This window comes from Microcoleus sp. AR_TQ3_B6 (assembly GCF_036702785.1).
Taxonomy (GTDB): Bacteria; Cyanobacteriota; Cyanobacteriia; order Cyanobacteriales; family Microcoleaceae; genus Microcoleus.
This window is the reverse complement of record NZ_JAUBVJ010000050.1, coordinates 1-25,798: the sequence shown is the minus strand read 5'-3', so window position 1 is coordinate 25,798 and position 25,798 is coordinate 1. Positions and strand designations below refer to the sequence as shown.

The following is a 25,798-nucleotide window of genomic DNA, read 5'->3' as shown; positions in this document are numbered from 1 at the left end:
GCTTTATTTGGAATTTTGCCAGATAAAAAGTGATTAGGCATGGTATAAGAATTCCATGATAGTAAGAGAAGCAAAGCTAAAAAACGGAACAGGAGAGCAGTATTCAGCACTCGATGAAGCCATCCAGACGGCGCAGTTCATTAGAAATAAAGCTGTGAGATTTTGGATGGATAACGAGAAGGTTGGCAAGGCAAACTTGTATACACTATGCAAAGATCTCGCTAAAGAGTTTCCTTTCGCCCAAAAATTGAACTCAGCAGCTAGACAAGCTAGCGTAGAACGTGCTTGGGCGGCAATTTCTAGCTTTTATACTAGGTGCAAACAAGGAGCGAAAAAAAAGGGTTTTCCTAAGTTCAAAAAACATTGTCGCTCGGTAGAATATAAAGTTTCCGGCTGGAAGCTGTCTGAAGATTGCATGAGCATTAACTTCACGCTCTGGTTTGGGAATTGGAACTCTATCTCTATTTTGCAACAATGAAACGCGAGAAGATCTCCATACCTTGAAAATCAACCGTGTGCGGGTGGTGAGACGAGCAGATGGGTATTATGCTCAATTTTGCTTTGATGCCACCCGCAAAGAGGAAGGAGTGTACACAGGTAATATTGTGGGATTGGATCTAGGATTGAAGTATTTCACCTTCATACCAAAATGATAACGCTGTCATCTATCCTCAATTCCTCAGAAAGTCTGAGCGTAAATTTAAAAAAGCTGCTAGACGGTTGAGTAAAAAGTTTGTTAAAGGTGCAAAGCCTCAGTCAAACAACTACCATAAAGCACGGAATAGATGTGGAAGAGTTCATCTCAAAATTCAACGCCAGCGGAAAGATTGGGCGATTAAGCTTGCCCGAAACTTAGTGATGTGTAGCGATATCGTGGTGTATGAAGATTTGCAGATTGCGAACACGGTCAAAAATCATCATTTGGCTAAGTCAATTTCCGATGCTAGTTGGTATCAATTCAGTCAATGGTTGGAATACTACGGGAAAATCTGGGATAAAGCGGTAGTGGCTATTAGTCCTGCCTATACATCTCAAGATTGTTCTAATTGTGGCCAGAGAGCGAAAAAATCACTCAGCACCAGAACTCATTCATGTGCTAATTGCGGAGTAGAGATTTGCCGCGATACAAATGCCGCGAGAAATATCCTCAAGAAGGGCAGGAAAATGTTGGGTGTTGAATGGCAACACGGTACCTCTGGGCAAGAGGAATCCGCCTTGAAAGAGGGAAAGCGTGGGGAGAAGAACACCTCTGCTATTGATGGGCAACTTGAAATAGTAAGTGGACTTCGATGAACCACGAATTAGAATCCTCGTGCGTTCACGCGCCCGGAGTATGTCAAAACACCTCTGCCAGTAAGACCGATTCAGGAACGAGAACTTATCCCTGTTACCGGCTTTTCAGACAAATCCTTGCTTTGACTTCCTAGAGGTGTTTATGTCTTTTAAACGCTTGGCGTTAGTGCTTTTGTATTCATGAGCTTATATATAGCAAGTCTAAATCATTTGTGCAAAAGCATCATATTTTTTTTGTGAGGAGGAGTGAAAAGTTTAAACTTAAATAAAAATTAAAATAGTTTCTTAACCATGCTAAAACTTTTACATACATCGTAAAAACCTCTAATAAAGTATTTAGCTTGTAGCCAAATACTTTCTACTGGATTTTATTCGGAACCCTAGGGGCAAAATAAACAACACCTTATATAATGTCCGATCGATCGCCCATAATACAATTGCCGGGGCCCGTTTGTGCGATGGTCCGTTTTTGGCAAATATTATTGGTGAACCCGCCCCTACAGCAATCACAGTAATCGACCGGACATGATATTATTGAACATTCTGACGGTAATATCTAATCCGTTGACATCGGAATTATTATCTCTCTCTTCTCTTTCTCTGTGCCCTCTGTGGTTTAATCATTCCGATACAACTGGAATTGATATGATTTACCCTCGTTTTTCCTACCTTTTAACTGACACTCATCTCAGGCATACACTAGCTATTCTCCATCTGCTATTTCTGGTTGGTGATTTGAGATAATATCTCGCCAAGTATAGCGTTTTTTATTGAATAATATATTGCTGTTTACCCCATTCTTCTACAATAGCTATTCTACCAGTTTAATAGACTAGATTTCCACATTCAATAGTAACTTTCCCGCGAGTTAAATATTACATTATAATTGGATTAAGTATCTTTTTAGTTCTGATAGATTCCGGTTTTCCGGTTGAGATTGCCCCTAGATAGTTGCGGATAGCTGTTCCTTAGTTAAATAGCTCTTTAAACCGGGATATTGTAACTTTAATGCCGCGACTCCCCCGGCTAAATATTTTCTGTTAGTTCGTGCAAGAAAATTCGTTGAAAATTCTAATTTTTTTTCGATTTCTCAATAACTAAATCCTTTAAACCTGGGCTTAACAGCCTGTGATATTTTCCACTCGGTGATATTTTTAGTTGGAAAAATAAAGTTTGGCAACTCTTCTAATTCTCTCTCCTATTTTTTTTTATCGTTTAACATTTTTTTCTCCTTTTTGTGTTCCGACTTGCGATTGCCAGCGCTCACGGGCGCCCGCACATTCGGTGTTCGATCGCCTCCTGTCGCGAGTGGGAGCGTCCGCTGCTGGGACTAACTACTTGTCTACCCCCTTTTTTTCTGGAATTTGAGCTTACCACTTTTCTTTTTACACAAATCATTCAGATGCGCTATAGAAGTGATGGTTAGCAAAACCCACCCCTACAAGATACTATTGTTTATTGCAATGACTTACTTACCAAAGCAATTACAACAGTATCTACCGGAGTGGCAACGTTCTGAAACCTTACAGAATGGGAGCTCACGATTATCCCTATTTGACTGGTACTTTATTTCTACGCAAGTCCTTTCTATCCGTTAATCACAGAGCCGCCGTTGGGATGCAAAATTTGACCAGTCATGTAAGACGAATCTTTTGAAGCTAAAAACACGTAACTCGGGGCAACTTCATCGGGTTGACCGGGGCGTCCCAAGGGGGTGTCTGCACCAAATTTCTCAACTTTTTCTTCGGGGAAAGTCGAGGGAATTAGAGGCGTCCAAATCGGGCCGGGAGCTACTCCGTTGACGCGAATTCCTTTCTCAGCTAAACTTTGAGACAAAGAGCGGGTAAAAGCAACAATCGCTCCTTTTGTGGAGGAGTAATCTAGCAATTGTTGATTGCCTTTGTAAGCGGTGACAGAGGTAGTGTTAATAATTGCACTGCCTTCTTGTAGGTGTTTTAGAGCCGCTTTTGTTAGGAAAAACATTGAGAAAATGTTGGTGCGGAAGGTGCGCTCTAATTGTTCGGCGGTGATGTCTTCAAGGCTTGGTTGGGGGTGCTGTTCGGCGGCATTGTTGACGAGGATGTCGAGATGGCCGAATTCTTTAACTGTTTGTTCTACAAGGTTTTGACAGACACTTTCTTCGCCGATGTCGCCGGCGATCGCAATGCAGCGGCGGCCTTGTTGTTCGATCGCCTCTTTGGTTTTGTTAGCATCTTCATTTTCGTTGAGATAGCTGATGACCACGTCTGCGCCTTCTTTAGCAAAAGCGATCGCCACAGCGCGCCCGATACCGCTGTCTCCGCCAGTAATTAAGGCTACTTTGTCCCGCAATTTGTCGGTACCGCGATACCCCTCCATAAAGGATTGAGGTTGCGGCGTCATTTCGGATTCAATACCGGGTCGCTGTTCTTGATGTTGAGCCGGATTGGTTTGTTGTTGAGTTGGCATAAAATATTCCTCTAAGTTCTATAACTCTATAAATAAAGGTTTTCTTGGGGTAGCGAATCATTCTTTTTGCCGATCGCGCCCTACGACTAAAGACAGTAATTAAAGAGATAAATAAACCCGCCTTCCGAACCCATGATTGTGGCGCGCGGGTTTATATTAATTGTGAGTTTTCCTCAAAGATTGTCGGTAAAACCCGCCCCTTGCAGCATCGAGATATATTTGTTGTAGAGGCAGGTTTCACGAAAAATATTTCCGGTAATTAAAGAAATCGATAAACCCGCCCCGCGAGCCTCTAATTATTTTCAAAACAGCAAAAAGCACGCCAAAACATGATTTGACGTGCAGTTTAAACAAGCTAGTTGCTAATTGCTGAGTCTCGAACTAGAAACCCAACCTAATATTACAACCAGGCACCCGAAGTATTCTGAGTAGAAGCGCCCAAGATTAATTTAGCGTCCTTGTCGTTGAGACCGTTGTTGTCGAAAAACTGTTGAACCAGCGAACTCACCTCTTCTGCGAGGTTGGAGACAGGAATAAAGCTGCTAACACCTACACTCTCAGGAGCGATCAAGATATCGGCGCTGGGCACAGCCGCGGGTGAACGGCCGGGGTTTGTCAACGGATCGATAGGAGCCGGTGTAGCCGTACCCCCAGTGGCCGTCGGTACAGCAGTAGGCACTGTAGTGGGGCCAGGCACGGTAAAGTTAACAGGATTAGGCCCCGTTGGGATCGGGAACGGGTTGGGAACACTCGGATCGAAGACTTCCAAAACCGAGTAAGTCCCCGGGTTCAAATTTGAAAACCGAGCAATCCCATTAGCGTCCGTTCTGACCAGAGGTTCAGTTGCAGGATCGTAGCGACCGTTCCCGTTCAAATCCAAAGTAAATGGGATATCGGCAAGAGGCGGTTCGCCTGCATCTTGTATGCCGTTCCGGTTGTCGTCTCGGAATTTGGGTACTGGCAAATCATAGCGCCGAGAGTTGCCAACCAAAGCGCAAGTAAAAGTTTGATTGGGGCCCAGAACGATATTCAGCGGTTGAGTCGTCTGGAAGAAACCAGCAGGAGTTGCCTCTCGAAGGTTATAAGTACCGGGAGCCAAATTGTTGAACGCAAAGGTACCAAACTGATTGCTAGTGGTACTGGCTTCCCCTGAATCCAGGACGCCGTTGTTATTGGTATCGAGATACACAGTAACGCCACTAATAGCCGGTTCATTTCCGTCTCGATAGCCGTTGAGGTTAAAGTCCTCGAATTTGCAACCAGTTATGTTGCTGTTCGGGGTATTAGCAAAAGTAACGTTAGCGTCCTGAGTGTTGAGAGTCAACGGAACGACAGCAGATGTAGAAGGCGAGAAACCACCGGGTACTACTTCCCGCACCGTGTAATTGCCCGGTGCCAAGTTGGTAAATGCTCCTCTCCCTTGGGCATTAGTCTGTAGTTGTGGTTCTCCGGCGTCGGCAGCCCCATTATTGTTGGTGTCGAGGTAGACAGAGACACCGCTAAGGGGTGCTTCACCCTGAGTTGGCTCGTAGCGACCGTTTGCGTTCAGGTCATTGTATTTGAATACAGTGATGTTAGGTCTAGTGTTTCCCACACCAGTATTCCCTCCTGAAGCATTATTAGCTGACACAGGAGTAAAGGTAAGTGCTGGTGAGGGGTTAGTGGCTGGGAAAGGCAAAGGAGTGTTTGCAAAAATCGGTCGTACACCCGTTGCTGCAATAGAAACTTCTCCTGCTTGTTGGATGCCGTCGCGGTTGGTATCTACGAATTTAGGGTCGTTTGGTTTCAGCGTGTAGGTTGCGTCTGTTACTAAGATTGGTTGCTCTCTGCTGATCGTACCCTGGAAGCGTGCCTGCGGCCCTGGCGCTGAAACCAGAGCGGGGTTGGGAGTGGTGGATACTGGAGCATTCAGGTTGCCTGGGGTACCGCCACCTACTGCAGCAGGCAGTACAGATGGAAAAATTTCCAATACGGCATAATTGCCAGCTCGCAAATCCCGGAAGGTAACTATTCCGTTTGCATCCGTAATTGCGATCGGTTCGGAGCCTTGATCCCAACCACCGTTCCTGTTCAAATCTAAAATGAAAGGTACGTTAGCAATGGGGGGTTCCAAAACTCCATTGACCAGATTTCGCGTGCCGCTGCGGTCTATATCCCGAAATTTGTTAACTTCAATTTGATAAAGCGGAGTGTCGCCAACTTGAGCGCAGGCAAAGGTTTGACCGGCGGCTACCGTCACGTCCAGTAGGGGAATGTTTTGGGGTGGGGTGCTTTGCGGGAAATCTCTTTCTAGGGGTTGTCCGTTGATACCGTTGACTCGTTCTTCCCGAATCTTGTACGTGCCTGGTGCTACATTAAACGACCACGCACCATTTTTGTCTGTTAGGGTATTCTGTTCCCCTGCATCGCGTTGGCCGTTGCCATTTGAATCAATATATATCCTGACATTTTTAATCCCCGGTTCATCACCATCTCGAAAGCCGTCCCCATCTAGGTCTAGGTATTTGCATCCTACAATCCGGCTGCCTGTAACTGCTGTGTTGCCAAAGAAAACGTTGACGTTTGTGTTGCCGACAGTGACTGCGAGGGGGTTGGGAGTAGTAGCCCGGAAACCAGAAGGTATTGCGGTTTCCGTGAGTACGTAGTTGCCAGGAATAAGATTTATGAATGAGAACGCGCCGTTAGCGTCCGTCGTGGTTGTGAATTCGCCAGTACCAGGATTAAATACACCGTTGCTGCTTGTGGCTGATTCGAGGAGGATCGGGATATTTGCCAGACCTGGTTCATTGGTCTGTCTGATGCCATCCGCGTTCAGGTCATTGAACTTGATTCCTAAAATTGCCGGACCAGTATTCCCAACCACAACTGGCTGTAATTGCTGGGCACTGCGATTATCTGAAGCCATGATTTCTCTCCTTCACACCTAAATCCACGTAAATTACAGACTACTGTATGGGTTGTAACTTGCTGAGTAGTTTTTACTAATAGCTGACAACCGCTACTCGATTTTACATACGTCTGCTCTTGAGGTAATGTTCCCCATCTAACACAACAATGCCTCAAGCTTTGTCGCTGGCAAGTATATCAGGTTTTGAAGAACCCTGGCAATTTGAGGCCAACATCTTTAAGATTTGCACGCCTTCTCTGTCCGTAGATACTTGCTGTTTCGAGCTTTAAAAGCCTAAGACTGACTTCCCCCTCCGATCGAGTCCGGCCTCGTTCTTGTTTGTCTTGGGAAAGCTGCGCTTGGCGATCGCAGCCTCGCTCGCTCGCCCAGCACAGCGATATGCAGCACCGATCGAGCTACCGGACTCGATCTGACTTGCTTTGCCTGTCCATAGACCGATCGGGGTAGGGGGTATTGCCTGATAGTTTCTCACTTACAGATATGCTACTGCCTCTGCATATTGCACCCAATATACAAGCCAGCTTCGGAGTTGCCGGAACTTAGGCTTGAGTGTTGGAGGTTGCCAACAATAGGGTATCACGCGATCGCCCTTTCACCTCTTCCTTATTTTTATCTGCGGTTTGGGATTCCCGGCGATCGAGCGAATGTGTCACCCTAAAAAACCGAGAAATCTCTCGCGCCCACAGTGCTGACCGAGTTCCCGAGCGCCCCTTTTATTAATTCATTTTTCTTGACAAATTCACCGATTTGTGAATTAGTATCCCGACCGAGATTCTGTGGCCCAAAGTTGGGAATATTGCCTAAATTGGCAACAGGTCGATCGACCAAAAAATCACTAATTCGATAACTATCACGAGCCTCGCTCAAAAGCAAGCTATCCGCCCCCATATTACCCGCAGGTTCGGCATAGTTGCTGGGATCCGTCAGGGGGTCGCCACTCCAGGATTTAGCCGACCAACCGTCAGCATCTGCCGTCACCAAATCGATGCTGCTAGCCCGAATCTCTGGCGATACAACAACCACCGTAGGCGGAGTCGTTAGAAGGAAACCCGGCGGCAGAACTTCGCGGACAACATAACTACCTACCGGAACGTTGCGGAAACTGTAATTGCCTTGAACATCGCTTAAGGTACTCGCTTCACCCGGATCTAAACTGCTGTTGTTGTTGAGGTCGATGTAAATTGTAGAGTTGGCGATCGGCGGTTCCCCGGGATCTAGGCGGCCGTTGGCGTTAAAATCGTTAAATTTGACACCGCGGATCGTGCCTGTTACCAATACATTACCAAAGCTGAGATTAGTGGCATTTGTGCCGTTACCCACGGTGATGGGAGTCGGATTTGGCGTGGTTTGTCGAAAACCGGGCTGCGGGACTTCCCTGACCAAATAGGTGCCTTGAGGCAAATTGATAAAAGAGAAATTACCTTGAGGGTTTGTTAAAGTCGAAGGTTCGTTGGGATCTGGGGCGCCGTTGTTGTTGAGGTCAAGGTAAATCGGCCAGTTGGCAACTGTCGGTTCCGTCGGTTCCTTGATACCGTCAGCGTTGAAGTCGTTGAACTTGAAGCCGCTGATGCTGCCGGTGGGAAAATTGTTGCCGAAAGCGACGCCGACAGCGTTGGTATTGCCGGTTATGTCGATCGGGCCTGGATTTGGCGTAGTCTGTACCCATCCCGGTTGCTGGACTTCCCTCACCAAATACCTGCCCGGGGAAACATTCGCAAAAGTGTAGTTGCCTTGCGGGTTTGTGATTGTGTTGGGTTCGCCCGGATCGAGGCGGCTGTTGCCGTTGAGATCGATGTAAATTTGCCAGTTGGCCAGAGGCGGGTCTGTTGCGTCTCGGACGCTGTTGGCATTGAGGTCGTTGAACTTGAAGCCGCTGATGCTGCCGACAAAAAAGATATTGCCAAAATTGATGTTGTTGACAGTGGCGTTGGAAGTAACGTTAACCGGGCCCGGGTCAGGCGTGGTTTGGCGAAAACCCGGTTGCTGGACTTCTCTCACCCAATATGTATTTGCGGGAATATTGACAAAAGCGTAATTGCCTTGAACATTTGTAAAAGTAAAGGGTTCGCCGCCGTCGAGCCTGTTGTTGCGGTTGAGGTCGAGGTAAATTTGCCAGTTAGCTAGCCCTGGTTCCCCGGGATCTGGGCTGCTGTTGTTGTTGATGTCGTTGAATTTTGTGCCTGCGATCGTCCCTGCGTTGAAGTTGTTGCCAAAATTGATATTGCCAACGTTTGTCCCGCTGGTAATGGTTATGGGTGCTGGATTTGGGGTAGTTTGGCGAAAGTTTGGCTGCTGGACTTCCCTAACTTGGTAAGTACCCGGGGGCAGGTTGGCGAAGATGTAGTTGCCTTGCGGGTTGGTGAGGGTAGAAGGTTCGTTAAACTCTAGCTGGCTGTTGTTGTTGAGGTCGAGGTAGATTTGCCAGTTGGGAATGGGGAATTCTCCCGGATCGGGGCGGCCGTTGGCGTTAAGGTCGTTGTATTTGGTGCCGCTGATGCTGCCGACTTGGAAGTTCCCGATGTTGACGTTGCCGATGTCTATTTGGCTGGCGGTTCTGAATTCGGACATGGTGTTGCTGGGGCCCAATGAACGCGGTTCAATGTTTTCTGTAGGGCAATCTAGCAGTTTTTTTGCCAATTGCAGCTATTTGAGAGGCATAAATTTTTTTTAGGAAAAGGAAGGGGAGGGGGAAGGGGAGAGGGGGAGAGGGGGAGATGGGGAAATGGGGAGATGGGGAAATGGGGAGATGGGGAAATGGGGAGATGGGAGATGGGGAAATGGGGAGATGGGGAAATGGGGAGATGGGGAAATGGGGAGATGGGGAAATGGGGAGATGGGGAAATGGGGAGATGGGGAGAGGGGAAAATGGGGAGAGGGGGAAATGGGGAGATGGGGAGATGGGGAAAAATCTGCACGCTTGACTTCTGGGCTTAATATCGATCCGTTAAATTGGCCCTTGCCATCCGTTGCCGAACTTCACGCTTGACTTCTGGGCTTAACATCCATCCGTTACATCCCCTAGATTGCTCGTTGCCGAAATTCCCAATTTTTTCCAGATTTGATGTACGATCGCTACCAGTTTTGCAGAGTTCGAATTCCCAATGTCCCAAAACTTGACAGCAAGCTGGAATGACGCCCGCGAGGTTCCAAGTTGGCTCGGAGGCTGGAGTTTGTGCGGTTTATTGCTAATGGGATCGATCGCCTCTACTCCTGCTGCCGCACAGCTACCTACCTCCGAACAAGCTAACATTAATAGCCCGATCGCTCAAACAGGTGCGATCGTCCGTCCCGCACTCAAATTAGGCAGCCGCGACTCGGCAGTGATCGAACTCCAAGCTGCTCTTAAATTGTTGGGCTTTTACGCTGACACTGTAGACGGGATTTTCTCCCAAAGCACGGCTAGAGCTGTGTCTCAGTTCCAGGAAGCAGCAGGGCTCGCGGCCGACGGCATAGTCGGTCAAGATACTTGGAACCGGCTATTTCCTGCGGCTGGGAGTGCGATCGAAAACCCGATCGCCAACGCTCCTGTAACTGCCGACAACTCAGAGATTAACCCCCAAGCCCAGCCAACCAATTTTCCAGTTTTAAGAAGACGAATGCGCGGCCCGGCCGTCAGAGATTTGCAAGAACGGCTGCGGGCCAAGGGATTTTTGCGCGTGAGTGCTGACGGCGTGTTCGGCCCGGAAACTCAAGCTGCTGTCAAGGCGGCTCAGCGACAATACCAATTGCCAGCAGACGGCATTGTCGGCCGCGCCACTTGGGAAGCTCTGCTGCGTTGACGGTTGACGGTTGACGGTTGACTGTTGACGGTTGACTGTTGACTGTTGACTGTTGACTGTTGACTGTTGACGGTTGACTGTTGACTGTTAACAGTCAAAGACTGCTTGCTACTTCAAAATTTCAATATTTTAGGGCCTAGCATAGTCGATGTAATGCCGTACTTTGGTAAAACAACCCGGTTTCTACCTAAGTCCTAGATTTTATTGACCCAGTGCACATTGTGCGACCTACTAATTTTACAAATTGTTAATAATTGGTTTCCGGAGTATTTCTGCTGGTCAAAAAGTGTCAAGTTTGGTAAACAAAGTGTTGTCATGCGCGCAGTTGGTGTTAACTTAATAACATGAGGGGCAAAACCAAGAAGCACAAAAACTTGGATAAAAAATTTGGAATTAGAGTATTTGTCCCGATCGGCTCTAGTTCGCAGGCAACGCCTGAACCGTGTAGCTTATTAGCAAAGAAAGGTTGACATTGCGCTTGAAAGAAAGGTTGACATTGCGCTTGGGATTTGTTAAATAGCTTGAGGCTATGGAATTAATCAAAAGTTGCGATCGCACAGTCAAACACAGAAGTCTGAATAGACTCCGCTAGTAGCTAGCTCGCAAGCAGAGTAGTTGCCAAAAAGTCCACCTTAGTTGTAGTTTGCTGAAACTCAGCATAGCTAAAAACCCACTTGAATCAACTTAATTTACAAATGTTTTAGGGTCTGGCATCCAATATGCTAGGCCCTAAAATTTTGATTTTTTTTTGAAGTAGTCAGCAGTCTTTGACGGTTGACGGTTGACGGTTGACGGTTGACTGTTAACCTTTGGCTTTTTGTTGGAGTGAATTAAGATAGGCATTCAGTTTTGGTGAAAGTTCATTTAATAAGGGATGCAGTCGATCGATCTGTTCTTGAGTTAAAAGATTGCGGGTGTAGGCAAGTCTTAACCAGTGTCTTGTTTCGTTTAATGAACCTCGGGCAATTTTCACAAAACGCTGATTATCTTGGCAGCTATAGCGTCCATGTCCTTCTGCAATATTAGCACCAACACTATCAGCCGATCGCACTATTTGTTTGCCCATCGTATCCTTCGTAAACTCGTCCCATTTTTTAACAATAAACCATATTTGGTTTGATATTTTTTCAGCTAGTTGATAAACTTGTAGGTGTTGAAAGCTTTCCATATTAGCTTGTTTAAATAATTAATAGCCAACAATTAATTAATTATCGATACAAGTCAACAGTCAACAGTCAACAGTCAACAGTCAACCGTCAACAGTCAACAGTCAACAGTCAACAGTCAACAGTCAACAGTCAACAGTCAACAGTCAACAGTCAACAGTCAACTAATGACCATTTCATTTAATGTCCTCAATTCGAGCATTAAAACCGTTAAGGGTGAGCATTTGTAGCAATTCCTCAGCTTTTTCGCGTTCCCGAAAAGCACCGGCTTGCATTACCGCTCGCCCCCTGGAAAAAGAGCGAAAAGCACCGGGAACCAGGGATTGCATTTTTTGTCGATCGCCAGGCCTGTCGGTATCCACCACAACTCGATAGCGCAAACCCAAAGCCAACGGTCGATCGAATGACGGCGAAATCTCCCGGGAATCGGGCAAAGAATTCCCCCCTAAAGCTGCAGGTACATAGCCGCCCCTTCCTAGAGGAATGTTGCGGTCCGGAACCGGCAATCTCCCCTCGGAAGAAACCGAACTCGAGCTATCAAAATAGGGAGGAATTATTGATTGCTGTACCGAAATTTCCGCAAGCGATCGAGAATTCGGCTCGGGTACCGGAATTGCGATCGCCCCTGGGGCTACGGGTGAATCAGCCGCATTCCTCGGAGAAATATCTTGGCGCAACTGAGGGCTTGGCGGTGCCGATAGATTTTGCACCGTTCGCCTGGAAACCGGCTCCGGTGGCGAAATTGGCCCTCTTTCTACTCTGGGACTTAGCCGCCCGGGAGTGTAAACAGGGAGAGAAGTGTCTGGACCACCGGTTCTGGGGGGTCGATCGATCGTTAGCTGCAAAGCACTTCCTCCAATTGGCGCCGGAGGGCTAAAAGTTCCCGCCACATCCACCGAGCCCGTCGTTCGGCTGCTCAACAATTGATTCCCGTAAGCTGGGATTACTTGACCTTTGGCCGCATTGTTGACATCGTACTGGCCGTTGTTGCGAATGACATTGCCCCCCGGTTCGGCTGTTGTTCCCAAATCCGGCAGAGCTCTGGCGATCGCCACAATTCCGTCCCGCTGGTTTTTCTCGATATAATTGTTGCGCAGCACAGGTCTGGCATCAGCTTGCACCACCACGCCGTCCTTGTTGCGAGTAATTTTGTTGCCGATCAGCAGAGGCTCCGCGTTCTGCGCTACATTCACCCCAAATCCCGTATTTTCAAACACATTATCTCGAACTTCCGGCTGGGAACTGCCAAAAATGGTAATGCCGTTAGCTCCATTTTTCGAGAAAACATTCCCGCCAATCGTCGGCCTGGCAGTACCCACTACCGAAATTCCGTCGTGAGTGCTCCCAGAAAAAGTATTGTTAACAACCGTCGGAGAACTCGATTCGATCCACAAAGCGTAGCCGCGATCGTTGGTATTCGTCACCGTCACCCCGCTGAGTCCCGCCCCATCTGCGCCTAAAATCGCAATATTTTGACCCGCCGAAGTCGGACTGATAAAATATCCTCCGCCTTTGATGACAATATTCTGACCGCGAGTGTTGGGATTTCCCTGAACGGTCACGTTGGGCCTGAGCATTAATGGAAATTTTTCGCCGGTTTGCTCGCTGTAAGTACCGGGCGCTAGCAAAATCGCTGTTTTGGGCGGGGCCACGCTTAAGGCGTAGGTAAGGGTTTTGAAGGGAGCTCGATCGCTGCCGTTGCCCCCCGTGTCGCTGCCGCCGATCGAGCTGACGTACAGTATGTTAATGTCGCTCTCCAGGGTCTGAGAAAGTAGCTGCTCTCCGGGTATCCCGGCAGCGATAACTGACGCTTGAGGGTTGCAAAAGGCGGTCATGGCAAAGACGAGCAGAAGGCAAGAACTCAAATAAGATTTTGGCGATCGCTTTTCTTTGCACCGGGTCTGTTGTGAGTAAATCAGCATAAAAAAACGCAACTTATCTGCGATCCGAGTTTCGCCTCCGATGTTTTGTGTCAGGTTTTCGCGATCGAAGTTTAAATACCCCCGCCTGTTTGGTTTTTTTTCTGTTAATCTTTGGTGTTGTTCTGCTAACCTCACGGCTCTCCTCCGAAGTGTGGTATGCAGCTTAACGATTCCACTCTGATCAATTTTGATCTATTATGATTCGTTTTCCAGAAATTCAATAAAACTTAAAAATTTGTCTAAATTAAATCGGTCGATGCCAAAATTAAGCCGATCGCTGTACTAGAATCTATACGGCGTGGGACAATGTAGCGGTTTGACAGGTAGGATTATTGACATCCTCACGCCCGCTTACGCCACAGTGATTCCAAGAATCACTTCTTAGATCTTTCTGCTTCATCGCAACTGCCATCAGACTTATGCCTATCCGGTCTTACGTTCGCTCCACAGACTTTCACCGCAAGCCCTGCGGCAAGAATGTTTTGTGCGGCGTTGATATCTCGGTCATGGTGTGCGCCACAATTCGGGCAGTCCCATTCACGAATATTCAACGGCAGTTTTTCAACGATGTGACCGCACTTGCCGCATCGCTTAGAACTCGGAAACCATCGGTCAATCTTGACCAAGGTGCGACCGTACCAGTCACACTTGTATTCAAGCTGCCTGACCAACTCACCCCAACTTGCGTCACTGATAGAAAGAGCAAGCTTCCGATTCTTGACCATATTCTTCGCAGCCAAATCTTCGACGGCAATCGTTTGATTTTCACGTACCAATCGAATCGTGAGCTTGTGAAGGAAATCCTTTCTGGCATCAGCAATTTCTTGATGCACCTTTGCGACGAAGAGCCGTGCTTTGTGGCGATTGTTCGACCCTTTCTGCTTTCGACTCAATGTCTTTTGAGCTTTCTTGAGTTTGCGGCGTTTTGCATTAAAGCCTTTGGAATTGGCAATCTTTTCACCGTCACTCAAAGCAACCAGACTTGTGACACCCAAATCAACCCCAATCTCATTGGAGCAGGTCGGCAATGGTTCAATCTCAACATCCACCAGCAAGGAAACTGTCCATCTTCCAGCAGGCGAGAGCTTCACCGTGATAGTTGTTGGTTTTGCGCCTTTGGGCAACTCTCGACTCCAGCGAATCGGCAACGGCTCAGAACACTTGGCAAGGAACCCTTGCCCGTTTCTGAACTTGAATGCAGATTTGGTAAACTCTGCACTCCCACCGTTTCGTTTTTTCTTGAAGGTCGGATATTTCGCCCGTCCGTCAAAGAAATTCGAGAACGCTTTCTGAAGATGTCTCAATCCTTGCTGCAATGGTACACAGCTAACCTCAGTGAGAAATTGCAAGTCATCTTGCTTTTTCCATTCAGTCAACAATGCCGAAGTATCGCTGTAACCGACTCGTTTTTTCTCGTCGTACCAAGCCTGTTTTCTCACAGCAAGGGCGCGGTTGTAGACCAAACGAGTACAGCCCATCGTGCGTATGAGCAAGGTTTCTTGCTCAGGCGTGGGATAGAAGCGGTACTTAAAGGCTCTCTGTGTCATGTCTCACATGATAGCAATTATTCCGTGAGATATTTAGGTTCTAATGTAAAGCCGTGCTTCTAGCACGGGGTTTCCACCCACAATTTTCGATGACCGACAAACAAAACAGAACTTTACCTGCACAGCCAGCCCTCTGCCGGATTTTAGATGCCAATCTAGATCGATCGCGCGAAGGGTTGAGAATTATTGAAGAATGGTGCAGGTTTGGTCTCAACAGCGCCGATTTAGCTGGCGAGTGCAAGCAACTGCGTCAAGAATTGGCGGCTTGGCACGTCGCAGAACTTCGCAGTGCTAGGGATACGCCGGCGGATCCGGGTACGGAGTTGACTCACCCGCAGGAAGAGGAGCGTTCGAGCATTCAGCAGCTACTGGAGGCGAATTTCTCTCGGGTGGAAGAAGCTCTGCGGGTACTCGAAGAGTATGGCAAAATTTACGATCGGAATATGGGCGCGGCTTTTAAGCAGATGCGCTATCGGGTTTATACTCTCGAAAGCAATTTGCTGGCTTACCGGCGCTTCCAGCAGTTACTTCGATCGCAGTTATACCTGGTAACTTCGCCGAGAGACAACTTGTTGGGAGTCGTGGAAGCTGCTTTGCAAGGCGGACTGACTTTGGTGCAGTACCGCGACAAAACCTCACAGGAGGGCGTAAAATTGGCGACCGTGCGCCAGCTTTGCGAACTTTGTCACCGCTACGATGCTTTGCTGATTGTGAACGATCGCGTGGATTTGGCGATCGCAGCGGATGCCGACGGCGTACACTTGGGACAGCAAGATTGGCCTGTGGCGGAAGCGCGCAAGTTGCTCGGCCCGGGACGCATCATCGGTCGTTCGACTACGAATGCCGAGGAAATGCAGCGAGCCGTTGAAGAGGGAGCAGATTATATTGGAGTTGGGCCGGTTTACTCCACTCCTACTAAACCTGATAAACAGGCGGCGGGTTTGGATTATGTGCGGTATGCTGCTGAGAAGTCGCCGATTCCTTGGTTTGCGATCGGGGGAATTGATATCAACAACCTCGATGAAGTATTGGATGCCGGAGCTCAAAGGGTTGCCGCAGTACGCGCAATTATGGAAGCAGAACAGCCTACTTTAGTCGCGCAGTTTTTCATCTCGCAGTTTATTCGGATGCAGAATCTGAAAGCTCAGAAAGTTTTGCACGGCAAAAGCTAGGTTTAAGTAACCTAGGACTTACACACGGGTAGTCAAAAACCGGGTTTTTTTGCGAGAAGACGCCATGCAGCCCGCAAATTCGGTAAAAACCCGGTTTCTCTGGTAAAAGTGCATCGAGGTCTGTTCTTGAAGAAGTCGGGCATCTAACTAATAACTAATAACTAATAACAAATAAGTAATAACTAATGATAAATCAAATTGTGCTGCAAGTTAACGGAGAAAGCCGCAGATGTGCGATCGGCACACCGTTACCAGAATTACTAAAACAATTGGGATTAAACCCGCGCTTGGTGGCTGTGGAGTACAACGGCGAAATTCTGCACAAACAATTTTGGGACATTACACTAATGCAAGAAGGCGACATCTTAGAAGTTGTCACAATTGTCGGAGGAGGCTAACCGATTCGTAGTGAGGACTTCAGTCCTTACTCGTTACCAGGCATAGCCTGGTAATGCTAATTCGGAGGCTCTGGCTCCCTGATCCTGTGTCGAGGCAGAGCCTCTAGATATGGGTTCCCAGGCAGAGCCTTGGACCGAGTTAAAATAAGTTCTTCAGTCCTCTTTAGAGGACTTTAGCTTTGAGGCAGGGGTTTCAACCCCTGCCGGACTATAGGTTTTAGGTTAAGTTGTCAGGAATCGGCAGAACCTAGGAACGAGGAAACAAATTACAAAAAGCTCTGCCTCCTGTAACTTTCTAATAACATAGAAAATCAGGAGGCAGAGCCTCGCTTATATGCCTTCCCAGGCCGAGCCTAGGAACTAGGAATAACACAGAAAATCAGGAAGCAGAGCCTCGCTTATATGCGTTCCCATCCGGAGGCTCTGCCTCCCTAATTCTGTGTCGAGGCAGAGCCTCTAGATATGGGTTCCCAGGCAGAGCCTTGGACCGAGTTAAAATAAGTTCTTCAGTCCTCTTTAGAGGACTTTAGCTTTGAGGCAGGGGTTGAAACCCCTGCCGGACTATAGGTTTTAGGTTAAGTTGTCAGGAATCGGCAGAACCTAGGAACGAGGAAACAAATTGCAAAAAGCTCTGCCTCCTGTAACTTTCTAATAACATAGAGAATCAGGAGGCAGAGCCTCTAGATATGCGTTCCCAGGCAAAGCCTAGGAACCAGGAAAAATGAGTTCTTCAGTCCTCTTGAGAGGACTTTAGCTTTGAGGCAGGGGTTGAAACCCCTGCCGGACTATCGGTTTTACCTTAAGTTGTCAGGAATGGGCCGAGCCTAGGAACGAGGAACTAAACTGCGACAGCTTCAGCCACCGGTTCAGCCACAGGTGCTGCTACAACAGGATAAATGCTGACTTTCTTTCGAGTTTTGCCTTTTCTTTCAAAAGTCACCACACCGTCAATCATGGCAAACAGAGTATCATCTCTGCCGATACCAACATTATTACCGGGGTGAACTTTAGTGCCGCGTTGGCGGATCAAAATGTTGCCAGCTTTGACAACTTGACCGCCGTACTTTTTGACACCCAGACGCTGGGAATTAGAATCGCGACCGTTGCGCGTGCTGCCTGTACCTTTCTTGTGGGCCATAATATCCTCAACTGTATTTACTATGTTTTATTCTGATGCAGTTTCGGCGGTTTGGGGGGTTTCGACAACTGCTTGAGTTAAGTCTCTGGCGGCCAAGACTGTACCGTTGACGCTAATCGAGTCAATCATAAAGCGAGTTGTTTCTTGACGGTGCCCTTTTTTCTTCCGAGTTTTCTTTTTCGGCTTCATCTTGTAGACGAGGACTTTGCGGCCCCGGAAATGCCGCAGAACCGTTCCTTCTACTGTGGCATTTTCTACTAGAGGCTGACCGATATGAACCTCGCCTTCGTGCTGGATCAGAAATACTTTGTCTATGGTGACTTTGGATTCTGCTTCAACGTGAAGCAGTTCGATGTCGTAGAAGCGGCCTGGTTCTACCCGAAATTGTTTGCCGCCGGTTTCAATGATTGCGTAAGTCATGGGATGGTGGTTGAAATTGCCGTACAGGTAGCTGATGAGTCATTGGTCATTGGTCGTTGTGGACTTTTGACTGCTGACTGCTCTCCAGCTTTTGGAATGTCTTAACCTGATCCGAGCCGGATTTAGACAGACAATCTACTATTATTGCGGATTGTTGGAGTTTTGTCAAGGTAAAATAAACTTAATCTTTTCTAAGTGTTAGTTTGAGAACAGATTTGTGGCGGCGAACTACGGAATGCTTACAGAGTTAAATGTAAATTTTCTCAGCTTCTCTCTTGTGAAATAGGGTAGGTAAAAATGGCAAATCGCATCTGGAAATTCTTAAATACTGATATCAAAGAACTGTGTTCCGCCGAAGCAGCAGAGGGAATCGCAGAAGCTGGGAAAACAGCCGCCGAATTGGCAAAAATGTTCAAAGAACAAGGGCTGGACAATAGCAACTTGCTGCTGGAGGTTTTGAACTCTCCCTTAGCTCAAGTTGTGGGAACTGGATTGCCATTTGTCGGGATGGCGGCGAAACTGCTGGCGTTTTTCATTGAAAAAACTCAACAGCAGCCGACTTTAGCTGAGTGCATTTTCCTCGTCAGTCAGGCGGCTTATCTGGAAAGTTTTAAGGATTTTCTTGGACAAGACGAGAGTCTGTTAAATCGCATCGGGCAAACTCCGGTTTCCGATAAAGTCAAGCAGTTGCTTAAAAATTTGGCCGATTTAGAATTGACCGATAAAGAAGCCAAAGACACTGTTATTTGCTTCCGCGATTCGATGTTAGCCACGGAATTTAACCCAGTGCTATCAGAACGGCTGCAACAAGCCGGACTGAAGGCCGATGAAGCTCAGATTTTGACAAAGAGAGTTGCGGCTAATACTCACCGCTATTTGATCGAAGCTTGGGCAGTTTCCGGCGAAGCAATGAAACATCTTGGACAGCCTTCTATCAGCGAATGGCGGGAGGAACAGGAGAAATATCAAAGTATTGACGCTTACTTAGAAGAACAAATCGCCTCAAAACCCAAAGAAAAAGTATTTGCGGAAAACTTTACGTTTAAAGATATCTACGTGCGGCTGAAGGCAAAGCCAATTGATAAAAATGGTCGTGTGGCTGAAGATGCAACAGCTTTCGATTTGGAAACTTGGGCAAAAGAATTACTGGCAGATGAAAAGAAACAAAATCAAGTAATGTTTGTCGAAGCAGGACCCGGACGCGGTAAGAGTGTTTCTTGTCGGATGTTTGCTGACTGGGTGCGGCAACATTTTCATCCAGTTTGGACGCCCGTGTTAATTCGACTGCGAGATATTCCTATATTGCAAAAGAGTTTTCGAGAAACGCTAAAAGAAGCAGTTAATGCGGGTTTTGCTAGCGATGACGGCTGGTTGACAGATCGAAACACGCGATATTTGTTTTTCTTGGATGGTTTTGACGAGTTGCTGATGGAAGGGAGAAGCAGCGGCGGTTTAGAGCAATTTCTCAAGCAAGTAGGGCAATTTCAGCAGGACTGCGATCGGAATTCGGAAATGGGACACCGGGTTTTGGTTACTGGCAGAACTTTAGCTTTGCAAGGGATTGAAAGGCAAATGCCGGACAACCTAGAGCGAGTCGAAATTCAGGTAATGGATGACGGACTACAGCAACAGTGGTTGAGCAAGTGGGAAGCCAAATTTGGGGCGGAAAAAACCTCTGCTTTTCAGCAGTTTTTGCAAGATGAATGCTGTCCAGAGAATGTAAAATCAGAACTGTCGCGAGAGCCGCTCTTGCTTTATCTGTTAGCCGCAATGCACCGGGACAAAATCTTGAAAGTTGAGGATTTTCAAGGAACTAACAGCACTCAAGCAAAAATTTGGATTTACAACCAAGCTGTGAATTGGGTACTCACAGAACAGCGGTCTAAATTGCTCAATCGCAATTTGACCGAACTGGAGACAGAAGATTTGCGGCGCATCCTTACAGAAGCAGGGTTGTGCGTGGTGCAGTCGGGAGGGGAATGCGCTCCTGTAGCGATGATTGAGAAACGATTGAGAGAAGACAACTCGGTTAAAGCCTTACTTGAAAAAGCACAAAAACCGATTGGCGACAATCCTTTAAGAAATGCTTTGGCGGTTTTTTATCTTCAGCCAGGCAGCAAAGAAGGTTCTGTAGAGTTTGTACACAAGAGTTTTGGTGAATTTCTGTGTGCGGAACGGTTGAAACAAAGTCTGGAAGAGTGGACGGAACCGGGAAAGAAAGGTAGAGGATTTAATACTCAAGATTCTCAGATGGACTGGGAGATTTATGATTTGTTGGGTTATGGGCCGCTGACAGAAGAAATTGTGGAATATTTGATGGGGTTGTTAACAACTCCGGCTGGTTCAGGCGAGGAAAATCAGTTTCGTCTTGTGGAGTTATTCCAGCGTCTGGAAGATTTTTATCTGCGTTGGTGCGAGGGGGAATTTATTGATATGCTGCCGGAAAGTTTGCCTCAGAAGAAGATGCGCTTACTGCGAGATCAATTGAAAACCCAAGATTTGGGACAACGACAAATAGATATTTATGCTGGTTTGAATGTGATGATTTTGCTGTTGGAGTTGCACCGTTACGGGCAGCAAATAGATGAATTGAAAGACAAAATGGTGTTTTATCCTTGCGGGAAGCCTAATGATGAAGGCAAGCTTGACGATAGCAATCGGTTATTGCGTCTTATCAGCTATAGCTATTGTGTTGGGGATTCTGGGTTTCTCCAAATTGTTGGGCTATTTCTCAGCGGCGCAAACCTCAGTGGCGCAAACCTAGGTGGCACAGAGCTCTGTGGCGCAGACCTCTATGGCGCAAACCTTAGTGGCGCAAACCTCAACGGCGCAGAATTCAGCTATGCAGACCTCTTTGACGCAAATCTTAGGGGCGCACACCTCAGTGGTACATATCTCATTGAGGCAGACCTCAGCGGCGCAGACCTCAGCGGTGCAGACCTCAGCCGCGCAGACCTCAGCCGCGCAAACCTCAGCGGCGCAAACCTCAGCGGCGCAAACCTTAGTGGCGCAAACCTAAGCGGCGCAGATCTCAGCCGCGCAGACCTCAGCCGCGCAGACCTCTATGGCGCAAACCTCAGCGACGCATACCTCAGTGGCGCAAACCTCAGCGGCGCAAATTTCAGGGGCGCAGACCTCAGCGACGCAGACCTCAGCGACGCAGACCTCAGTGGCGCAGACCTCAGGGGCGCAGAGATCAGGGGCGCAGACCTCAGCGACGCAGACCTCAGCGGCGTACACTTCAGCGGCGTACACCTCAGCAGCGCAGACCTCTTGGACGCAGACCTCAGGGGCGCAAACCTCAGCAGCGCAGACCTCTTGGACGCAGGCCTCAGCGGCGTAAGCCTCAGCGATCGCATTGGCGATGTCAAATGGAACGAAAACACAAACTGGGACAATGTTCGAGGTTTGGATACAGCCGTTAATGTTCCAGAAGCGTTAAGGCAACAGCTAGGAATGCAGTAGAAACATTTTTCCAGGGTTGGCGTATCATTTTTATGAACAGGCTTTCCGGCCTGTTCCACAAAGAGTGAATTTTCTTGTAGCGTGGGCCCTCCTAGCCCGCGCCCGATCGACCGATCGACCTTCCTATGCCGATCGCACTTATTCTCTCCAAAAGGTCGATCGCAGTCGATTCAAGCAATCGCAGAACATTTGCGCGATCGTAACAATTCCAAAGCTTGCTGTTTCACCCTACCTTCCATCACCTCTTTTTGCAAAGTAATAAAAGCGTCAAAATCTTCTAAACCGTACTTAGTCATCTGCAACTGCTGCCGCAACAGTTCTTCTGCCTCAACCGTTAAATAACCCGTTGCCAAAGCTTTTCGGACAATTTTACAGATTAAAGTCATAATACATTCACTCCGAAGACGTACAGGTTCAAACAATGGAGTTTTGTCATTAGACATACCCCGCTTTTAGTTTATTTCCTAATTACCCTTCACCTACATTAAATTTACCTTAATTCATATTTAAATGTAGTTACTTTGGATACATACATGAAACTATAGCTCTTTTAAATGAGTGCGATTAAATGGATCTATTTCGTTTTGGTCAGACCACATTATTGATCGAGTATGTTAAATCTACCTTAAGGCATAATTTCAACATAGCGATTTGTAACATTGGAAACTGTAGCGCTTTTAAGTGTAGAGTGCGATTAAATGGGTATAGCAATCCTAAATCATTTGTGAATTTCTTACTCCCTCCCCAAGGCATCGGGGAGGGCTGGGGTGGGGTAAAAAATTTACGACTCCTGCAAGGATTGCTATATATTTAGTTTTTATCTAACAACAGCCGCCATTCTCTGACAGCAAAAGGAGGAACCAGCAATTTTATTTCATTTTGATTTTTCACGGGCAAATTCAACAGCAAAGGTCGATTACTTTCCACTTGTGTCATTATTGATTTGAAATCGTATTCTCCCACATTAATTGGCAAATCCGACTCCATCCAAATATCATTTGCCTTGCCAATTTCCAGCTTTCCCGCAGCAACTTTCAGCGGCACGGGGTGCTGCAACTCTGTCCCCGGGAACCCTACTAATCTCAGGTTTAAAGAGTTGACTACTCCCGACTTTACGCGCTTGTACAAAACAACTTGCCATGCTTTATCCTCAGTATCGCGCAGGCTTTGTACCGAGCGGAACATTACTCTGTCGGCTGTTTCTGGATATTTGTGAATCGACGCGAAAGCAGGCGGGTTAACCGCGAAGATTAGATACAAGCACAAGCTAATAATAGTTAAAGTTTTACGCCAAGAATAATGTCTTTTCAATTTGCAATACTCCGATGATTTACATTTACAGCATTTTTTAGGTAAGCAAAGATAGAGGACACGGCAGTGCCGTTTCCCTACAGCGATCGCTTGATGGGTGTACTTCATCAACGTGGAATCTGCTGTATTCTACTCGTTACCAGGCTCTGCCTGGTAACGCAGATCCCGAGGCTCTGCCTCGATTGTAGCAGGCGAGGCAGAGCCTGGGGACATTGATTCCCAGGCTAAGAGCCTTGGAACCAGCTAAACCCGGTTTCTCGGAAAAATATTGGTTGAGTAACTAGGAAGACAGGAAGAAACCGGGTTTTCGGAGGCACGATTGCGTAACTCATAAACAATCTACCGAGGTGCTATTTCCAATCGGTTTCGGCTTGGGATAGCACGTAAGCTGAAACATCGATAATTTGTTGTTCCGACAAACGATCTTTGTAAGCGGGCATAATACCTTTGCCGTTGGTTACTAAGTTGGAAATGTTGGCGATGGAATCCATGCCGTATTTTTTTAATGCTTTTTGTTTCAAGTTTTTGCCGCGCCTGATAATGTTGCTGCCGTTGATGTGACAGCCTGCACAGTTGGCGCTGAAAACTTCGGCTGCGGTGGGATTTGTCGCTGTATCTGCGAGGGCGATTTGGGAATTATTGGCGATTTCTACAAATGCCAGTGTCAGTATCAATAGAAAGGCGGTGAGAAATTTTTTTAAGTTTTTTAGCGAAATCATCTATTGGCAACTTGAAAAATAGTGCTGGATTTAATGATATCACTAAATACGCATTTTCGGGTCAACTCAGCCATTCATTCTTCCCAATCGAAAGTGCGGGAAACTGCTTTTTTCCAAAAGCGATATTTTTGCTCGCGAAGTGCGATCGGCATTTTCGGTTCCCAAGTACAATCCACCGCCCAATTCTCCCGCAATTGGGCTAGCTGAGTCCAAAAACCCACCGCCAAACCGGCCGCATAAGCCACACCGAGTGCAGTAGTTTCTGCTACCACAGGCCGCATCACAGGCACTCCCAAAACATCGCTCTGAAACTGCATCAGCGTGTGATTTACCACCATACCTCCGTCTACTTTTAGAGACAAAAGCTGCACACCAGAATCCTGATGCATCGCCTCCAATACTTCTCGCGTTTGCCACGCTGTAGCTTCCAATACTGCGCGGGCAATGTGTGCCTTAGTCACGTAGCGAGTTAAACCTGCAATTACTCCCCGGGCGCTGTCTTTCCAATAGGGTGCGTAGAGTCCAGAAAAGGCCGGGACAACGTAAACTCCACCGCTATCTTCAACTGTATTTGCTAATGTTTCTACTTCCGCAGATGTGTTGATGATCCCCAAATTGTCCCGCAGCCACTGCACTAAAGCTCCGGCGAGGGCAATACTGCCTTCCAAAGCATACACAGCGGGCGATTCCCCCATCTTGTAGGCGACTGTTGTCAGCAACCCGTTTTTTGAAGGGACGATCGCCTCACCGGTATTCAGCAGCATAAAACAGCCCGTACCGTAAGTATTTTTCGCCTCCCCGGGACTGAAACAAGTTTGCCCGACGAGGGCGGCTTGCTGATCCCCCAAAGCAGCAGCAATCGGAACACCTGCAAGCAATCCTTTTGCAGTTCCAAAAACTTGACTCGAAGGGCGAATTTCTGGCAGCATCTGGCGGGGAATTTCCATTATTTCCAAAGTTTCCGCATCCCAATCAAGGGTTTGCAAATCCATCAGCATCGTGCGGCTGGCGTTGGTAACATCGGTAACGTGCGCGCCGCCAGTCAGGTGCCAAATCAGAAAAGTATCGACATTGCCAAAAATCGCATCCCCTCGATCTGCAGCTTCGCGCAATCCTGGAATATTGTCCAGCATCCACTTAATTTTCGGCCCGCTGAAATAAGTTGTCAGCGGCAAACCGCATCGTTTTCGAAATCGATCTTTGCCCTCAACTTCAGCGAATTGATCGCAAAGAAAGCGAGTGCGGGTATCTTGCCAAACAATTGCATTGCCGTAAGGCTTGCCAGTATTTCGATCCCAAACAATTGTAGTTTCGCGCTGGTTGGTAATACCGAGAGCAGCAATATCTTTCGGGTCGATATTGCCGATTTCGAGGGCATTTTTAATCACGCTTTGGGTGCGCTGCCAAATTTCCTCGGGATTGTGTTCAACCCATCCTGGTTGCGGATAGATTTGCTGGTGTTCTTGTTGGTCCCTGCAAATTATCTGTCCCTGGCGATTGAAGACGATAAATCGGGTGCTGGTGGTTCCTTGGTCGATCGCTGCTACGTATTTTTTTGCCAATTGTCTAAAATATTTTTAGTAATGAGGTCTTGAACGTATATGATACTATATCTAGAAGTCAAATTAATGTCAAAAACTTTAGCTTACGGAATTCCCCAAGTTGAAACTGGCAGATTTGCTGAGGCTCGATCGCACAATTAAGGTTATTGGCTTTGACGACGCTCCGTTTTCTCGTAAAAGCGGCAGTCTGGTGTCGATCGCGGGCATAGTCTGCGGGGGAACTCGATTTGAAGGAATGGTGTGGGGACAAGTCCTCCGAGACGGATTAGATGCCACGGATGCTATTTCTGGGCTACTCCTCGGAGGCAAATTTTTGCCGCAATTGCATCTGGTTTTGCTAGACGGAATCCCCAGCGTTATAAGTTTCATGAAAAGAGCTGATGCTGCTTTGTGCTAACATTAGAGATAGAAACTCATTGGTCTGTACAAGACCTAAACTGGGAAATAGACAAGCATTTCTAGTAAAAGCTAGGGATGCTTGTCTGCTATAAAAAAGCAACTGCTTTACGCGGCAGCGTCTAGGCCCGTTACTCCCTAAATCCCTACCAGG

Annotated in this window: 22 protein-coding genes; 9 read left to right on the top strand and 13 right to left on the bottom strand. The window is 47.3% G+C overall.

Annotation, left to right across the window (positions count from 1 at the left end; translation table 11 throughout):
• Window positions 1-55: 55 nt before the first annotated feature.
• The 3 genes from QUB56_RS22165 to QUB56_RS22155 are packed head-to-tail and all read left to right on the top strand — an operon-like array spanning window position 56 to window position 1,293.
• Window positions 56-478 carry a hypothetical protein gene (locus QUB56_RS22165; protein ID WP_332958160.1) on the top strand — a complete coding sequence of 141 codons (423 nt, stop codon included), beginning with the start codon at window positions 56-58 and terminating at the stop codon, window positions 476-478.
• A 22-nt stretch (window positions 479-500) separates the two neighbouring features.
• Window positions 501-653 carry a hypothetical protein gene (locus QUB56_RS22160; RefSeq protein WP_332958159.1) on the top strand — a complete coding sequence of 51 codons (153 nt, stop codon included), beginning with the start codon at window positions 501-503 and terminating at the stop codon, window positions 651-653.
• On the top strand, window positions 631-1,293 hold the full coding sequence (locus QUB56_RS22155) for a transposase (RefSeq protein WP_332958199.1): 663 nt from the start codon (window positions 631-633) through the stop codon (window positions 1,291-1,293). Before QUB56_RS22160 ends, QUB56_RS22155 begins: the two co-directional genes overlap by 23 nt.
• Window positions 1,294-2,880: 1,587 nt before the next feature.
• Here QUB56_RS22155 and QUB56_RS22150 read toward each other — a convergent pair.
• The 4 genes from QUB56_RS22150 to QUB56_RS22135 all read right to left on the bottom strand — a co-directional run bounded on the left by QUB56_RS22150 (window position 2,881) and on the right by QUB56_RS22135 (window position 9,217).
• The gene (locus tag QUB56_RS22150) at window positions 2,881-3,741 is read right to left on the bottom strand and encodes an SDR family oxidoreductase (RefSeq protein WP_332958158.1); all 861 of its coding nucleotides are present in this window, start codon (window positions 3,739-3,741) and stop codon (window positions 2,881-2,883) included.
• A 400-nt stretch (window positions 3,742-4,141) separates the two neighbouring features.
• Window positions 4,142-6,646 carry an SdrD B-like domain-containing protein gene (locus QUB56_RS22145; RefSeq protein ID WP_332958156.1) on the bottom strand — a complete coding sequence of 835 codons (2,505 nt, stop codon included), beginning with the start codon at window positions 6,644-6,646 and terminating at the stop codon, window positions 4,142-4,144.
• A gap of 268 nt (window positions 6,647-6,914) precedes the next feature.
• A complete protein-coding gene (locus tag QUB56_RS22140; protein WP_332958153.1) occupies window positions 6,915-7,121 on the bottom strand; it encodes a hypothetical protein in 207 nt (68 codons plus the stop codon).
• 182 nt (window positions 7,122-7,303) lie between these two features.
• Window positions 7,304-9,217: an SdrD B-like domain-containing protein gene (locus tag QUB56_RS22135; protein ID WP_332958151.1), complete on the bottom strand. Its 1,914-nt coding sequence runs from the start codon at window positions 9,215-9,217 to the stop codon at window positions 7,304-7,306.
• Between the two features lie 154 nt (window positions 9,218-9,371).
• Between QUB56_RS22135 and QUB56_RS22130 the strand changes: the two genes are divergently transcribed.
• Both QUB56_RS22130 and QUB56_RS22125 read left to right on the top strand, forming a co-directional pair.
• Entirely contained in the window at window positions 9,372-9,635 is a 264-nt protein-coding gene (locus tag QUB56_RS22130; protein ID WP_332958150.1) for an isopentenyl pyrophosphate isomerase, read from the top strand.
• 115 nt (window positions 9,636-9,750) lie between these two features.
• Window positions 9,751-10,428 carry a peptidoglycan-binding protein gene (locus tag QUB56_RS22125; protein WP_332958148.1) on the top strand — a complete coding sequence of 226 codons (678 nt, stop codon included), beginning with the start codon at window positions 9,751-9,753 and terminating at the stop codon, window positions 10,426-10,428.
• 802 nt (window positions 10,429-11,230) lie between these two features.
• Here QUB56_RS22125 and QUB56_RS22120 read toward each other — a convergent pair.
• The 3 genes from QUB56_RS22120 to QUB56_RS22110 all read right to left on the bottom strand — a co-directional run bounded on the left by QUB56_RS22120 (window position 11,231) and on the right by QUB56_RS22110 (window position 15,063).
• Window positions 11,231-11,596 (bottom strand): four helix bundle protein, encoded by a 366-nt coding sequence (locus tag QUB56_RS22120; RefSeq protein WP_332958146.1) that lies wholly within the window; start codon window positions 11,594-11,596, stop codon window positions 11,231-11,233.
• A gap of 174 nt (window positions 11,597-11,770) precedes the next feature.
• Window positions 11,771-13,651: a DUF1565 domain-containing protein gene (locus QUB56_RS22115; protein ID WP_332958144.1), complete on the bottom strand. Its 1,881-nt coding sequence runs from the start codon at window positions 13,649-13,651 to the stop codon at window positions 11,771-11,773.
• Window positions 13,652-13,890: 239 nt separating this feature from the next.
• Window positions 13,891-15,063 carry an RNA-guided endonuclease TnpB family protein gene (locus QUB56_RS22110; protein WP_332958141.1) on the bottom strand — a complete coding sequence of 391 codons (1,173 nt, stop codon included), beginning with the start codon at window positions 15,061-15,063 and terminating at the stop codon, window positions 13,891-13,893.
• 89 nt (window positions 15,064-15,152) lie between these two features.
• On the opposite strand from QUB56_RS22110, the gene QUB56_RS22105 reads away from it, so the two are divergent.
• Both QUB56_RS22105 and thiS read left to right on the top strand, forming a co-directional pair.
• Complete coding sequence (locus QUB56_RS22105; protein WP_332958138.1) at window positions 15,153-16,235, top strand: thiamine phosphate synthase; 1,083 nt, start codon at window positions 15,153-15,155, stop codon at window positions 16,233-16,235.
• A 185-nt stretch (window positions 16,236-16,420) separates the two neighbouring features.
• On the top strand, window positions 16,421-16,633 hold the full coding sequence (gene thiS, locus QUB56_RS22100; RefSeq protein ID WP_332958137.1) for a sulfur carrier protein ThiS: 213 nt from the start codon (window positions 16,421-16,423) through the stop codon (window positions 16,631-16,633).
• 838 nt (window positions 16,634-17,471) lie between these two features.
• On the opposite strand, the gene rpmA is transcribed toward thiS, so the two are convergent.
• Window positions 17,472-17,771, bottom strand: a complete 300-nt coding sequence (gene rpmA / locus QUB56_RS22095) for a 50S ribosomal protein L27 (protein ID WP_190738131.1) — start codon at window positions 17,769-17,771, stop codon at window positions 17,472-17,474.
• 27 nt (window positions 17,772-17,798) lie between these two features.
• Window positions 17,799-18,191, bottom strand: a complete 393-nt coding sequence (gene rplU / locus QUB56_RS22090; protein ID WP_332958133.1) for a 50S ribosomal protein L21 — start codon at window positions 18,189-18,191, stop codon at window positions 17,799-17,801.
• A 297-nt stretch (window positions 18,192-18,488) separates the two neighbouring features.
• Between rplU and QUB56_RS22085 the strand changes: the two genes are divergently transcribed.
• Entirely contained in the window at window positions 18,489-21,656 is a 3,168-nt protein-coding gene (locus tag QUB56_RS22085) for a pentapeptide repeat-containing protein (RefSeq protein WP_332958131.1), read from the top strand.
• Window positions 21,657-21,826: 170 nt separating this feature from the next.
• On the opposite strand, the gene QUB56_RS22080 is transcribed toward QUB56_RS22085, so the two are convergent.
• From QUB56_RS22080 to glpK, 4 genes are all read right to left on the bottom strand, one after another.
• The gene (locus QUB56_RS22080) at window positions 21,827-22,042 is read right to left on the bottom strand and encodes a hypothetical protein (protein WP_332958130.1); all 216 of its coding nucleotides are present in this window, start codon (window positions 22,040-22,042) and stop codon (window positions 21,827-21,829) included.
• Window positions 22,043-22,466: 424 nt separating this feature from the next.
• Window positions 22,467-22,967, bottom strand: coding sequence for a DUF3122 domain-containing protein (locus tag QUB56_RS22075; protein ID WP_332958128.1), 501 nt, complete (start codon window positions 22,965-22,967; stop codon window positions 22,467-22,469).
• 350 nt (window positions 22,968-23,317) lie between these two features.
• Window positions 23,318-23,686, bottom strand: coding sequence for a c-type cytochrome (locus QUB56_RS22070; RefSeq protein WP_332958127.1), 369 nt, complete (start codon window positions 23,684-23,686; stop codon window positions 23,318-23,320).
• 74 nt (window positions 23,687-23,760) lie between these two features.
• The gene (gene glpK, locus QUB56_RS22065) at window positions 23,761-25,248 is read right to left on the bottom strand and encodes a glycerol kinase GlpK (RefSeq protein WP_332958126.1); all 1,488 of its coding nucleotides are present in this window, start codon (window positions 25,246-25,248) and stop codon (window positions 23,761-23,763) included.
• A 100-nt stretch (window positions 25,249-25,348) separates the two neighbouring features.
• Here glpK and QUB56_RS22060 point away from each other — a divergent pair, with 100 nt between their 5' ends.
• Complete coding sequence (locus tag QUB56_RS22060; RefSeq protein ID WP_332958125.1) at window positions 25,349-25,645, top strand: endonuclease dU; 297 nt, start codon at window positions 25,349-25,351, stop codon at window positions 25,643-25,645.
• Window positions 25,646-25,798 lie beyond the last annotated feature (153 nt).

Coding starts and splice junctions, on each gene's coding strand:
- QUB56_RS22165 (WP_332958160.1), top strand. CDS start 56: ATGATAGTAAGAGAAGCAAAGCTAAAAAACGGAACAGGAGAGCAGTAT.
- QUB56_RS22150 (WP_332958158.1), bottom strand. CDS start 3,741: ATGCCAACTCAACAACAAACCAATCCGGCTCAACATCAAGAACAGCGA.
- QUB56_RS22145 (WP_332958156.1), bottom strand. CDS start 6,646: ATGGCTTCAGATAATCGCAGTGCCCAGCAATTACAGCCAGTTGTGGTT.
- QUB56_RS22135 (WP_332958151.1), bottom strand. CDS start 9,217: ATGTCCGAATTCAGAACCGCCAGCCAAATAGACATCGGCAACGTCAAC.
- QUB56_RS22130 (WP_332958150.1), top strand. CDS start 9,372: ATGGGGAGATGGGGAAATGGGGAGATGGGGAAATGGGGAGATGGGAGA.
- QUB56_RS22125 (WP_332958148.1), top strand. CDS start 9,751: ATGTCCCAAAACTTGACAGCAAGCTGGAATGACGCCCGCGAGGTTCCA.
- QUB56_RS22120 (WP_332958146.1), bottom strand. CDS start 11,596: ATGGAAAGCTTTCAACACCTACAAGTTTATCAACTAGCTGAAAAAATA.
- QUB56_RS22110 (WP_332958141.1), bottom strand. CDS start 15,063: ATGACACAGAGAGCCTTTAAGTACCGCTTCTATCCCACGCCTGAGCAA.
- QUB56_RS22105 (WP_332958138.1), top strand. CDS start 15,153: ATGACCGACAAACAAAACAGAACTTTACCTGCACAGCCAGCCCTCTGC.
- thiS (WP_332958137.1), top strand. CDS start 16,421: ATGATAAATCAAATTGTGCTGCAAGTTAACGGAGAAAGCCGCAGATGT.
- rpmA (WP_190738131.1), bottom strand. CDS start 17,771: ATGGCCCACAAGAAAGGTACAGGCAGCACGCGCAACGGTCGCGATTCT.
- rplU (WP_332958133.1), bottom strand. CDS start 18,191: ATGACTTACGCAATCATTGAAACCGGCGGCAAACAATTTCGGGTAGAA.
- QUB56_RS22085 (WP_332958131.1), top strand. CDS start 18,489: ATGGCAAATCGCATCTGGAAATTCTTAAATACTGATATCAAAGAACTG.
- QUB56_RS22080 (WP_332958130.1), bottom strand. CDS start 22,042: ATGACTTTAATCTGTAAAATTGTCCGAAAAGCTTTGGCAACGGGTTAT.
- QUB56_RS22070 (WP_332958127.1), bottom strand. CDS start 23,686: ATGATTTCGCTAAAAAACTTAAAAAAATTTCTCACCGCCTTTCTATTG.